Origin of the sequence: Huijunlia imazamoxiresistens (genome assembly GCF_037132455.1) — a bacterium.
GTDB lineage: Bacteria > Bacteroidota > Bacteroidia > Chitinophagales > Chitinophagaceae > Flavisolibacter > Flavisolibacter imazamoxiresistens.
Genome location: NZ_JBBBEI010000042.1, coordinates 1 through 13759, shown reverse-complemented (window position 1 = coordinate 13759; position 13759 = coordinate 1). Strand labels below are relative to the sequence as shown.

Below are 13759 nucleotides of genomic sequence, written 5' to 3'. Positions count from 1 at the left end.
AATTGATGCCTCCCGCTAGCGGGATGACTGATCAGCATTGCTGACAGCATGACCTTCTATTGTCAAAAAAACGATGCGCTATATGAATTTTAAAGCACTTAACTGGGGCCAACGCCTCCTCCTTTACTCTTTTCTTTCCCTACCCTTTTCGCCTTTTACAGCCAGGGCGCAGGAAACGCCCACCCTGGTCAAAGGGATCGTGCATGGTGCCGCTAACGAACCGCTTGTGGGAGTATCGGTCATCATCCGCAACAACAAAACCAATTTTACCACCGGCACGAAAACCGATACGGCGGGAATTTTCAGCTCCCGCGTATCACCGGGAGGGCCGTACAGCTTTTCCTTTTCCATGGTAGGCTACCAGCCACAGACCTTATCGGGTCATACCGTAAAGGAAGGCTCCACCTTCTCTTTATTGGTGGAGATGAAACCCTCTGCCGCTTCTTTGGACCAGGTAGTGGTTGTGGGTTATGGTACCCGCAAGCGCTCGGATGTTACCGGCTCAGTGGCTTCCGTTTCCAAAGAACGCCTGTCGCAGCTTCCGGTTACCAATGCGCTGCAGGCGGTGCAGGGGTCTGTTGCCGGCGTCAACATTACCCAGGGTTCTTCGGTTCCGGGGGCCGCTCCCAATGCCGTGGTGCGGGGCGAAAGCTCCATCAGCGCTTCCACCGGGCCCTTCGTGGTGGTGGACGGCGTTCCCTTTAACGGTTCCATCAACGACATCAACCCCAATGACATTGCCTCCATCGACATTTTGAAGGATGCTTCCTCCACCGCCATTTACGGCACCAGGGGCGCCAACGGCGTGATCCTGATCACCACCAAGCGCGGGCGCACCGGCAAAGCCGCCATTACCTACAACGGCTATGGGGGCCTGGAAGAATTCTCGCACCTGGTAAAGCCTATGAGCCCGGAACAGTATGTGCAGAAATATGCAGACTACAAGGCCCAGGCCGGAGTCAATTCCGCCAACGTATTGCCCAACGCCTTTGAACGGGACAACTATGCGGCCGGCATTACCACCGACTGGATCCGGCAAGTGCGCCAGCAGGGATATATTCACAACCATACCCTGAGCATTAACGGGGGCAGCAAAGATGTGAAGTACTACGTATCGGGCGATTACCTGAAGCAGCAGGGCGTGATCAAAGGCTACCAGTACAACCGGGCCAGCATTCGTTCCAACCTGGACGCTACCATAACCGATTACCTGACAGCCGGGCTGAACCTGTTTTTTACCAACAACAATTCCGATGGCGGCAGGGCCAATTTAACCTTGGCTTCGACCATGAGCCCTTATGGAACCTTGAACAATGCTGATGGTTCCTACGCTATTTTCCCGATGTTTTCCGAAACCTTCATTTCTCCGTTGCTGGGGCTTTCCTCCGCCCGGAACGAAAGAAGCCGGAACATCAATACCAATATGTTCGCGGAGCTGAAGCCGGGCTTTGCAAAAGGGCTGAAGTACCGGATCAATACAGCCTTCAGCTATGTGCCCGGTACGTTCCAAAGCTATGTGGGCCGGCTGGCCAATAACCCCCTGGGTACTGCCCAGGTAACCAATAGCGAAACAAAGAACTGGCTGATCGAAAATATCCTCACGTACGAGAAAAGCTGGAAGGACCACCGCCTGGACTTGACCGGCCTGTACAGTGCCCAGCAAACGAACTTCTTCACATCGGCTACCACCGCCTCCGGGTTTATTAATGATGCGATCACGTTCAAGAACCTTTCCTCCGCCGCCACCTACTCGGCTACGTCCAATTCTTACCAGACCAACCTGCTCTCGCAGATGCTGCGGCTGAACTACTCCTACAACAGCCGCTACCTGTTTACCGCCACCGCCCGCCGCGACGGCTACTCGGCCTTCGGAGCCGCTACCTCCAAGTACGGGATTTTCCCTTCCGTGGCCCTGGGATGGAATGTAAGCAATGAAGGGTTTATGAAACGGATGGAGCAGGTCAGCAACCTCAAACTGCGGGCCTCATACGGGCTGGTGGGCAACCAAGCCATTGCGCCCAACGCCACCGCCAGCACCTTGTCCAATGCCCGCCTTCCCTACAACGGCATCAGCACCATCGGCCTGGCTGCCAGCGTACTGGGCAATCCCGCCCTGAACTGGGAAAGCACCTTTTCCGGCAACGTGGGCATGGACTTCGGCCTGCTGAACAACCGCATCACCGGTACCATCGACGCCTACAGCACCCGCACCAAAGACCTGCTGCTGTACCGGGCCATGCCGTCCTATACCGGTTACAACCAGGTGTTGGCCAACCTTGGTAAAGTGTCTAACAAAGGAGTGGAAGTTTCGCTGCGTAGCCAGAACGTTACCGGCCAAGCCTTCCGCTGGGAAACGGCCATCAACTACTCCAGCAACAGGAACACCATCCTGGACCTGTATGGCGACGGCAAGGATGATATCGGCAACCGCTGGTTTATCGGCCACCCCATCAACGTGATCTATGATTACAAGCTGGCGGGTGTATGGCAGGCGGGTGAAGACCCGGGTGTCCAGGACCCGGGGGCAAAGCCGGGCGACCTGAAGTTCGAGGACGTGGACGGCAATAAAACCATCACCCCTGCCGACCGCGTGATCCTTGGGCAGCCCACTCCCAAATGGTACGGCGGATTGACCAATACGTTTCATTACCGCAACCTGCACCTCAATATCTTCATTCAAACAGCCCAGGGCGTTACCAAAAACAACCAGATGATCGACTTCCGAGACCTGGCAGGCCGGCAGAACCTCCCGGCGGAGATCGGCTACTGGACCGCCCAGAACGGGAGCAATACAAGGCCTTCGCTCACCTATACCAATCCCCGGCTGTACGCTTATCCCCAGGATGCCTCCTACACCCGGATCAAGGACGTTACCCTGAGCTTTACCGCACCCCAGAAGTTTTTGGAGAAAATAAAACTGGGCGGCCTGACCCTTTATGCCAGCGGCCGGAACCTGGTCACCTTTACCAAATGGGTGGGGCTGGACCCCGAGGCGGACTTTGCCCGGGGGATCTATTCCACCGTGGGAGAAAACCCGAACAGCTTTCCCCTGGTGCGTTCCTTCATCGCCGGCGCCAACATTACTCTTCGCTAAAAAAAACAGTTAAACGATTATGAAAAAGCATATGAAATTAGGAGCAGTGCTGCTTGCTGCCCTGGTAACCATCACCTCCTGCAAAAAAGATTTCCTCAACGAACAGGTAGAATCCAGCTATACCCCCGAGGCCTTAAAAGACTCGCTTTCCTTTGAATCCGCCCTCGCCGGCATCCAGATCCAGTACGGGCTCTGGCATACCTTACAGCAGGATAATGTCACTTCACAGGGATTCCTGGCGGCTTGGCAGGTGGGCACCGATGTGGCCTATAACAAATCGGTGGCCGACATTGATCCTTATATGGTCCCTTATATCAATTACGAAAAGCTGACCCCTGCGGACCCGGTTGCCCTGTTTACCTGGAAGTGGGCGTATAACGTGATCAACAATTGCAACATTGTGCTGGCGCAGGTGGACAATGCCCGTATGGGTGGGGCCAATAAGGCCAGCATCAAGGCGGAAGCAAGCTTTTTCCGGGCATATGCGTACAATACGCTGGCCACCCTGTTCGGCGGGGTACCCCTGCTGACGCAGCCGGTAAGCGGTCCGAAAACTGATGGGGTGCGCGCCCCGCTGGCCGAAGTAAACAGCCTGATCCTGTCGGACCTGGCCTTTGCCAAGGCCAACCTGCCTGCCATCGGCCAGGTAAAGTCCAATCCGGCCGGCAGGATGTATGCCCGTCCCAATAAGGCCATGCCTTCGCAACTGCTGGCCGAAGTGTACCTGCGTACCGGGGAGCCGGCCAAGGCAGAGCAGGAGGCCGATGCGGTGATCGGCAGCGGCGATTTTAGCCTGACCACGGGCCGCTATGGCATTAAGGCCAGTCAGCCCGGCGATCCTTTTTCCGATATGTTTCATTACGGCAACCAGAGAAGGAGCCAGGGAAACAGGGAAGCGATCTGGGTGCATGAGATGGAAAGTTCCAGTGTGGTCAACGGCGGAACAGGACCGACTTCCTCCGCCCTTTTTCCGGGTTATATTTTTGGCGCGCCCCAACACCGCAGGGTATGGGTGCCCCGCTATTACAACCAGCGCGGCATGGTCATCGCCGACACCTTGGGCGGCAGGGGCATTGCCCGGATGGCCCTGACACCTTTCGTGCTGAACAACTTGTACGAACCCACGGATATGCGGAACTCCCAGTACAATATCCGCCGGAAATTTTATTACAATGACCCTTCCGGCGCCAATTATGGCAAGGAAGTAGTCCCCGGCCCGGGCATCGATACCAACACGGCCATACTACCGTACACCACAAAGTGGAATTCCTATGACCCGACTGCTCCACTGGGCGGTGGGGGCTTTAAAGACGTGATCGTGATGCGGTTGGGCGAGACCTACCTGCTGAAAGCGGAAGCCCAGTTCAAACAGGGAAAATTACCCGAAGCAGCCGCCACCCTGAATGTATTAAGGGCCCGGGCGAATGCCGCTCCCATATCGGCGACGCAGGTAACGATGGATTTTATTCTGGATGAACGGGCAAGGGAACTGCTGGCCGAGGAAAACCGCCGCATGACCCTGATACGGACCGGGACCTTACTCAACCGGGTCGTGGGGCGCGGCATGAAGATCACCGGGCTGGAGTCGAAGCACCTGTTGCTGCCGGTCCCTTTAACGGAGATCCAATTGAACAAAGACGCCGTACTGGACCAGAACCCGGGATATAACTAACAGAAATTCCCGATGTCGTCTCGCCCCGGGCGAGACGACATCTTTTCATCCTTACTTATTTAACTCGATGTATCAATGAATCATAAAGCATTTTTTCTTTTCGTCCTGTTTCAGGCTGTTCTCTTATCCTGCCTGGTGGCCCAGCAGCGGGTATCCTCCACGATCAACAGCAACTGGTACTTTTTAAAGGGGGACACCACAAAAAAATCTGCCGCTAATCCCTGGATACCGGTTTCCCTGCCCCACACCTGGAATGCCGCGGATGTGATGGACGACGAACCCGGTTATTACAGGGGGGACGGATGGTATAAAAAAACCATTTATGTTCCGGCAGGCTGGAAAGAAAAGGAAGTTTATCTCTACTTCGAAGGGGCCGCACAGGTGGCAGACGTATTTGTAAACGGCAAACCGGCAGGCCGGCATATCGGGGGGTATACGGCTTTCAGCTTTCCGATCAGCAGCTACCTGTACTATGCCGACGGGGGAAACCTGGCCAATGAGCTGTTGATCCGGGTGAATAACAGCCATAACGAGAATGTACCTCCGCTTCTGGCAGATTTCACTTTTTACGGCGGCATCTACAGGGACGTTTCCCTGAACGTTGTGGACAAGGTGCATTTCGATGCCGATAACCATGCCTCCAATGGCGTGTTCATTTCCACGCCGGCGGTTTCGGAAAAGAGCGCCACCGTAAACATAAAAGGCGCTTTTGTGAACGGAAGCCCCGGCAAAAGGACCCTGGTGGTCGGCAGCCAGATCATGGATGCGGAGGGCAGGTTGTTCCGGGAGCAAAAAACATCGTTCAAAGCGGCACCCGGGCAGAAGATCAATTTCTTGCAGGAGATCAATAATATCCCAAACCCGCATTTATGGTCCATCGAGGATCCCTATTTGTACCGTGTCGTTTCCACCATAACCGATGCCGCCACGGGGCAAAAGCTGGACGTAGTGTCCAATCCTTTAGGACTTCGCTGGTTTTCCTTTGATGCCGACAAAGGGTTTTTCCTCAATGGCAAACATGTAAAATTAATCGGTACCAGCCGGCACCAGGATTACAAAGACCTGGGAAATGCCCTGGCCGATCCCATCCAGGTGCGGGATGTGGAACTGCTCAAGCAAATGGGCGGCAACTTCCTGCGCATTGCCCATTATCCCCAGGACCCGGCGATTATCCAGGCCTGTGACCGCCTGGGCATATTAACTTCCCTGGAAACCCCCATCGTCAGCGGCTTTACCGAAACGGAAACGTATGCGAAAAATACCAAGGAGCAACACCTGGAAATGATCCGCCAGAATTTCAACCATCCCAGCCTGATCATGTGGAGTTACATGAATGAAATGCTGCTGTTTATTCCGCACCGCGAAGATTCCACCCGGCGGGAGCTTTATTTAAAAGGCCTCGTGCAGTTGGCCCGGGAGCTGGAAGACATTTCCCGCAAGGAAGATCCTGCCCGCTACACCATCATTCCGAACCATGGCGCCTGGGATATCTATAATAAAGTGGGACTGACCAAAATCCCGAAACTGGTAGGCTGGAATTTATACCTGGGATGGTACGAAGGCGAGCTGAAGGACTTCGGCGCTTTCCTGGATAAACACCACAAAGAGCTTCCGGACAAGCCGTTACTGATTACCGAATACGGAACGGACGCCGATAGCCGGCTGCATAGTTTCAGCCCCGTACGGTTTGATAAAACCATCGAATACACCAACAACTTCCACCAGGCATACCTGAAGGAGATGATGGACCGGCCTTTTGTGGCCGCCGCCATGATCTGGAACTTGGCGGAATTCGGTTCCGAGCGCCGGGCGGAAACCACGCCTCATATCAATGCAAAAGGTGTTTTAACCCAGGACCGCAAACCGAAAGACGGGTACCGCTTTTACCAGGCGAACCTGCTGCAAAGGCCCTACCTGCAAATCGGTTCGAAAGAATGGAACGTCCGGACCGGCTTTGCCGCGTCCGAATCCGCGCTCGTCTGCAATCAGCCTTTGGTTGTTTTCAGCAATCAGAAAAAGGTCAGCCTGAAAGTGAACGGCAAAGAAGCAGGCACCGCTGAAACGGAGCAGGGCGTAGCCCGGTTTACGGTTCCTTTTGTGACGGGGCTGAATCGCATTGTGGCAACGGCTTCGGAAAATGGCGGGGAGGTAACCGACCAGGCAGACATCCAGTTCCACCTGCTCTCCCAAAACCTGAGGAACAGCAACCTGCCTTTCAGCGAAATGAACATCAGCCTGGGCGACAAGCGTTTCTTTTTCGATGAAAAGACGGGCCAGACCTGGATCCCGGAGCAGGAATACCGGCCGGGAAGCTGGGGCTATGTGGGCGGGAACGTGTTTACCATGAAGAACAGCACACGGGTAAGCTATGGTACCAGCAAAAATGTCCTGGGAACGGACTTGGATCCCGTTTACCAGACACAGCGAACAGGAATACAGCAGTTTAAGCTGGATGCGCCGGATGGCGATTATGAAATTACGCTGCATTTTGCAGAACTGATTTCGCCCAAAAAGGAAGGGGACCTGGTCTTCAACCTTGGCTTTGGCGGACCGACCGATGAATTCCAGCAACGCAGCTTCAATGTTTCCATTAATGGAACCGAAGTGCTGTCCGGGATCAACAACGGCGAATACCTGCAGCCCGAGCGTGCGGTTGCCAGCAGGCATGTTGTTCCCGTTACGAACAATGGCGGCATTACCGTGGACTTTAAGGCCCTCCAGGGTGAGTCCATATTGAACGGTATCCAGGTGAAAAGGATCCGTTAGTGCTGCACACCATTTCCCTCCAATTATTCATTCAACAACTAAGCTTTTACAATGCCATCTATCCGTATATCTACTTTGGTAGGTTTGTTTACAATTATGTGCAGCAGTGCCCGGTCGCAAACGGGTGGCCTTCCCCAACTGGGTAAAAATTCCATTCCCGAAGTCATCCTGGCCATGACCCTGGAGGAAAAGGTAAAGCTCCTGGTGGGTAAGGGGATGAACCTGCCCGGCATGGAAACAGGCGGGCCGGTGATTGGTTCCACAAAGGATAAAGTGCCCGGTGCCGCCGGTACCACCTACGAAATTCCCCGCCTGGGCATTCCGTCCATGGTGCTGGCCGACGGACCGGCAGGGGTGCGGATCGATTCGGTTCGCAAAGAGCATCCGGGGAAAACGTATTATGCCACCGCCTGGCCAGTAGCTACCCTGCTGGCTTCCAGCTGGGATACCGCCCTGGTAAAAAAGGTGGGCACCGCCTTCGGCCGGGAGGCAAAGGAATACGGGGTCGACGTGATCCTGGCCCCCGGCATGAACATTCACCGCAACCCTTTGGGCGGCAGAAACTTTGAATACTATTCCGAAGACCCTGCGGTGACCGGGCAAATGGCCGCCGCTATGGTCAACGGCATTGAATCCAACGGTGTGGGCACTTCCATCAAGCACTTTGCCGCCAACAACCAGGAAACCAACCGCTTTACCGTGAACACCATCGTGAGTGAGCGGGCCTTAAGGGAGATTTACCTTAAAGGCTTTGAGCTGGCGGTAAAAAGGGCGCAGCCCTGGACGGTCATGAGCTCCTACAACCTGCTCAACGGCACCTATACGTCGGAACGGGAAGACCTGCTCTCCTCCATTTTGCGGAAGGAGTGGGGCTTCAAGGGGTATGTGATGACGGACTGGTTTGGCGGTACGGATGCGGTGGCCCAAATGAAGGCCGGCAACAACCTGCTCATGCCCGGTACGCCCGACCAGGTGAAACGGATCACCGAAGCGGTAAAAAGCGGCCGGCTGTCCGAAAAGGTGCTGGATGAGAATGTGGCAGGTATCCTTCGCATCCTGCTGCAAACACCTTCCTTCAAAAAATACCGGTATTCCGAGGCGCCGGACCTGGGGGCGCATGCACAGCTGGCCCGGCAGGCGGCTGCGGAAGGCATGGTGTTGCTGAAAAATAAAGGGGGTACCCTGCCCCTCGGCCCCGATAGCAGGAACATAGCCGTTTTCGGCATCAATGGGTATGAGCTGATTGCCGGCGGCACGGGCAGCGGTGATGTGAATAAAGCCTATAAAGTGTCCCTGGTGCAGGGATTGACGAGTGCGGGTTACCAGGTGGATGGCGAGGTGCAAAACGCTTATACCGCTTACCTGCAACAGCAGGCGGCCCAGCGCCCGAAGAAAAGCTTCTTTGAAGAGTTCGTCAACCCCACTCCACCCATAGCGGAAAGGGCGGTGGACAAAGAACTGGTGGGGCAGAAAGCGGTGGCTGCTGACCTGGCGATTATTGCCATCGGCCGGAATGCCGGGGAGCAACGGGACCGACAGATGGAAGGCGATTACCTGCTCACCGAAACGGAAAAGGCTCTGATTCAAACGGTTGCCGGAGCGTTCCATGAACAAAACAAGAAGGTAGTGGTGGTGCTCAATATTGGCGGGGTGATTGAAGTAATGCCCTGGAGGGAAGAGGTGGACGCCATCCTGCTGGCCTGGCAGCCGGGACTGGAAGGAGGCAATGCCATGGCGGATGTGTTGAGCGGTAAGGAGAACCCGTCGGGTAAACTGGCTACCACCTTCCCGGCGGCTTACGGGGAAGTGCCTTCTGCCAAAAGCTTTCCCGGCAAAGAGTTCCCGGAAAAAGCTACCATGGGCGCCCTGGGGCTGAAACAAGTGCCCGGCGAAGTGACCTACGAGGAGGGTATTTACGTGGGCTACCGGTACTACAACACCTTCGGGGTAAAACCGACCTATGAGTTTGGTTACGGTCTTTCTTATACCGATTTTGTCTACGGCAACCTGACGCTCAGTACTCCGGATGCCAAAGGGAAGTTTACAGCCACCCTTACCGTGACGAATACCGGGAAGGTGGCGGGCAAAGAGGTCGTGCAGCTCTACGTCAGCGCTCCTTCCGGCAAGCTGGACAAGCCGGCGGAAGAACTGCGGTCCTTTGCCAAGACAGCGCTGTTGCAGCCGGGCGGATCGCAAACACTTTCCTTTACCCTTTCCGCGGCCGACCTGGCTTCTTTTGACACAAGGACTTCTTGCTGGATAACCGAGGCAGGTGATTATACGGTGAAAGCCGGTGCATCCTCGCTTCAAATTAGGCAAAGGGCATCTTTCCGCCTTGGAAAGGATATCGTGGTGGAGAAACTTCATAAGGCGGTAGCGCCCCAGGCCGCTATGAACGAGTTGTATTCAAAAAAGAAGTATTAAGAGTGTTGCGTCTTTTCTGCTCTGGTTCCGCCAGGCGGTTTTAAAAACTTTCTAGACAAGCAAGTGATGGCCCGCTGTTTCTACAGGGGGCCTTTTATTCATTGCCCAATAAAAATGCTGAATCCTGCTATCCCAAAAATGAGGCGTCTGGAAAGCTTCAGGGAGATTGATTATTTGCTGACACATTATCCTTGTTTTTATTTTTAACCAGCGTTATTTTCTGTAGAGGATCAAATAGGTTGCACTTAAAACACTGCCATTGGTAAGCGTTCAACTACCCCTTCTTCAACCATCGGAGCCGCAACCACATTCTTTTGAAGCTATGCAATGGAAGCCTTTGCTAACCGGGGTTTCCCCGGTGTTTCACATTTGCCGGATCGAAGAGGGAATTGGAAATCGCAAGTTCCCGCTTCCTCCTCACCGCAAAACCATATATGAGTTTATTTTTCTGACTCGGGGGATTGTATCAGGGACAAGGGGTTGGACAGCTATGTTGCAGGAACGAACACCTTCTTTTTTGTACCCCCTTACCAGATCTCCACACTTGAGGACCTGAGCTCGGACGCCACAGGCTTTTATTGTCATTTTGACCCGGATATCCTTTTTGGGTATAAACCAGAGGACTTGGCGAAAGAGTTTCGCTTTCTTCAGTTTATAGGGCATCCGGTTATTGAGGTCGGGCAGCATGCTGTAAGTCCGATTAAAAGCCTGTTAACCCGGATGCACGGCGAGTACGACCTTCGAACAGATAGGTTTGATGTTATCGGCAGATATCTCCTGGCCTTGTTGAAGGAGGTCCAGCGTTTTCAGGATCCTTCCGTCCGGCAGACAGGAAACACCGCTTTTCGGTTAACGCAACAATATAAGCAGGCGTTGATGCAGTTCGTGTATGAAAAGCAGAAGATCTCCCAATATGCCGATCTGCTGGCCGTTACCGTGGACCATCTGAACAAGTTTGTAAAAGCCATTACCGGTAAGTCGGCCTGCGCCCTGCTGGATGAAATGATTCTTTTGGAATCAAAGGCGCTATTGGCGCAAACGACCCTTCCCATAGGAGAGATTGCCCAAAAAGTGGGCAGGAATATCACAGCGATTTCGTCCGCTTCTTTAAAGCTAAAAGTGGCTTGACGCCAACGGAATACCGGCAAATAAGCTGTTCTTGCCAATGATTTTTCCTGGCCTCGGCGAGCACGCAGAAGAAAATTTACCCCCTTAGCATTTATCTCATTTATTTGCCATTCCAAACCCACTACATATATTTTCAGAAGAAAAAGGGAAAAAAGAAAGCCTCCGGGATTAGCGGTCTGGGCCCATAGTGCAAAAAGGAAAAGGGATAAATCCGTGGATGGATGCTGAAGCAAACCCTTGATGCTGCTGGTGCAGGGTACATGGCTCTAAACAGGTACCTCAGCTTTATGCCGAAAGCTTTTTGTCTCTTGCTGGCCCGGCCTGCTACCTTCGCGTCTTTTTTTCCTTTTCTTCTGGGAGTATTTTATGTGATTTAAGGTGTCCAATGAAGTAAAGGGTGTCCTTATACCTTTATGGTGTCCTAATTTTGTAAGCTAACGGGCACTAGCAATCTGTGCCTTGGTACATAATGTCATTTTAATGGCAATTCTCCGTGGTTTTAAGTTGTGAAAATTTCCCGGTATCTTCAGTTTTCAGCAGTCCGGTTTTTTAGGGAGATCAATTACCAGGGATTCCCTAAAAATTGGATCTTTAATCAAGTCCCAAGGAGGTCTCAAGCTTGGGAAAGTCGTGAATCTAGCATAAAGATAAATTTTTGAAGACGACAACTCAACAATGAGGCCATCCCAATTTAATTTTTCTCACCCTTATCTGATAACAGCCCTAAACACTGGGAAGCCTACACTCCTTCTCCGATGATGTCTCTTCCAACTGGTTACACAAAGTATTTTACACTACCCCTTCGGTGTGTCGGCTTATTCAAACAGGAAGTTGAATCTGGACTTCATTGATTCCCAGATGAATGGAATTATCGTAAACATCCCTAGATACGGAATTTCTGTGGATGGAGAGAAGCAGTACCATCCTCTGAATTATTCGGTGAACTATGCTTAAAATATAAAGACCTTCCAAATTTGGAAGGTCTTTAATAATCAATATGCTACGGTTAATGCGGGCGTGTTTCCGCCTTTTCCTGATATAATTAGTTGGTATTGAAAGTCGTTTGCGTCAAAATATTCAAGCATGATTTTGTAGTCAGATTTGTCGAACGACTCTGATAAGTATTTTTCAAACAGGGGCTCGTAAATATCCCACTCGGTGGGTGGTTCCTGGTTCTCCCAAACATAGCCCTTTATTTTTTCATACTCTTCATTAGCTTCAGTTTCTGCTTGTGTCTTTATTCTTTCGTTTACTTCTTCTTTTATTCGGCATGCATAGAATATAGTGCTTTCGTTTGAACAGATGTGTTGTAGCTGAAGGATTTTTCTTGGTGTGCTTTTATAGGAAATGTCTGAGTCGGTGACAAATATTGTAAGGTTTAACGATTCAGTATTGACGGAGGTAATGGTTACTTGTTTTCCAGTGTTCTCGATTGTGATAAATGTTACCCCGTGATTAGGATGGTTTCTGATTTCCTTGATTCTCCAAGTTGCATTTGAGCTTGCTCTGAGCTGTTTTATTAGTAATTCATTTTGTCTGCTTAGTTCAGTTACAATAACTGATAGGTCGTTTACCTGTTCTCTGGTGGTGTATTCTTTATATAACAATATAAAGAGAGTTGCAACGGCTGCGGCCCCAGAACAAGCATTTATTACATCGTAGATGTCTCTGACAGGTGCTTGGATTAAAACGAATAATAGGTTCATTTGGAAGGATTATTTCTTGGTTGCAGAATTGATAGTTTGCAATATACTAAGAATTGATTCAGATGGTGCTTTGGGTGAACCAATGTCATAAGCATCTGGTGAAAGCAGGTTCACCATTGTTTCGAAGGAGAGGTTGGGGTTGTTAAGTTGTATTTCCAGGGCGTTTGCTCGTGCTTCATAATAGTTTGCCAACCTTGTATCATATCGGTATAGTCTGATTAGAAGTTGAACGAGAAAGATTAGAATTAGGATGGCACCATGAGGTGTGTTGATTTTTCCGGACAGTAAAGTTGCTTAGTTTTTGTAAAAATAATAGTTGTTTTCAAAGACCATCGGACATTCATAGCTGAGGGCCGAATGCCTCCTTTTTGTGTTATAATACATCTCGACGTATTCAAAGATTTCCGTTTGAGCGTCCTCCCTGTTTTGAAAAGCCCCATCCTGGAGAAGTTCCGCCTTGAAGCGATTGAAGTGCGACTCCATAAAGGCATTGTCATAAGGATTGTCGGCCCGGCTCATGCTCTGGATCATGCCATGGTCCCGGAGTAGTTTGCGGAACGCCTTGCCGGCATACTGGCCGCCTCTGTCCGAGTGGATGATCAGACCTTTGGGTACAGTTCTGCTGCCCAATGCTCTTTTCATAGCCTTGATAATTAGCGCCTCCTGCATGTGGTTCTCCAACGCCCAACCCACAATGCGCCGGGAATACAGGTCCATCCAAACTGCCAGGTACATAAACCCGCCGCTGGCCATGGGAATATAGGTGATGTTGCCTACCCATACTTCATTGGGTTTTATAGGCAAAGGCCTGTTCTCCAGCAGAATAGGGCTGATAGCATAGCTATGGCGGCTGTCAGTGGTTTTAAGAACGAAACTGCGGGGCTGAATAGCTTTCAAAGCGTGCTTTTTCAATACCTTCCGCACTTTGAAGTCGCCGGCATGAATGCCCCTGGCTTTCAGTTCTGCTCT

General features: G+C 52.0%; 7 protein-coding genes. 5 read left to right on the top strand and 2 right to left on the bottom strand.

Going from position 1 to position 13759, the window contains the following annotated elements; translation table 11 throughout:
- Positions 1-82: 82 nt before the first annotated feature.
- The 5 genes from V9K67_RS25305 to V9K67_RS25285 all read left to right on the top strand — a co-directional run bounded on the left by V9K67_RS25305 (position 83) and on the right by V9K67_RS25285 (position 11084).
- A complete protein-coding gene (locus V9K67_RS25305; RefSeq protein WP_336727628.1) occupies positions 83-3094 on the top strand; it encodes a SusC/RagA family TonB-linked outer membrane protein in 3012 nt (1003 codons plus the stop codon).
- A 31-nt stretch (positions 3095-3125) separates the two neighbouring features.
- Positions 3126-4766: a RagB/SusD family nutrient uptake outer membrane protein gene (locus tag V9K67_RS25300; RefSeq protein ID WP_336727626.1), complete on the top strand. Its 1641-nt coding sequence runs from the start codon at positions 3126-3128 to the stop codon at positions 4764-4766.
- A 75-nt stretch (positions 4767-4841) separates the two neighbouring features.
- Complete coding sequence (locus tag V9K67_RS25295) at positions 4842-7532, top strand: glycoside hydrolase family 2 TIM barrel-domain containing protein (RefSeq protein ID WP_336727624.1); 2691 nt, start codon at positions 4842-4844, stop codon at positions 7530-7532.
- A 96-nt stretch (positions 7533-7628) separates the two neighbouring features.
- A complete protein-coding gene (locus V9K67_RS25290; protein ID WP_336727622.1) occupies positions 7629-9956 on the top strand; it encodes a glycoside hydrolase family 3 C-terminal domain-containing protein in 2328 nt (775 codons plus the stop codon).
- A 624-nt stretch (positions 9957-10580) separates the two neighbouring features.
- A complete protein-coding gene (locus V9K67_RS25285; RefSeq protein WP_336727619.1) occupies positions 10581-11084 on the top strand; it encodes a helix-turn-helix domain-containing protein in 504 nt (167 codons plus the stop codon).
- A 992-nt stretch (positions 11085-12076) separates the two neighbouring features.
- Here V9K67_RS25285 and V9K67_RS25280 read toward each other — a convergent pair.
- Both V9K67_RS25280 and V9K67_RS25275 read right to left on the bottom strand, forming a co-directional pair.
- On the bottom strand, positions 12077-12790 hold the full coding sequence (locus tag V9K67_RS25280; protein WP_336727618.1) for a hypothetical protein: 714 nt from the start codon (positions 12788-12790) through the stop codon (positions 12077-12079).
- A gap of 294 nt (positions 12791-13084) precedes the next feature.
- A partial coding sequence (locus V9K67_RS25275) for an IS3 family transposase (protein ID WP_336727617.1) occupies positions 13085-13759 on the bottom strand: 675 nt, incomplete at its 5' end.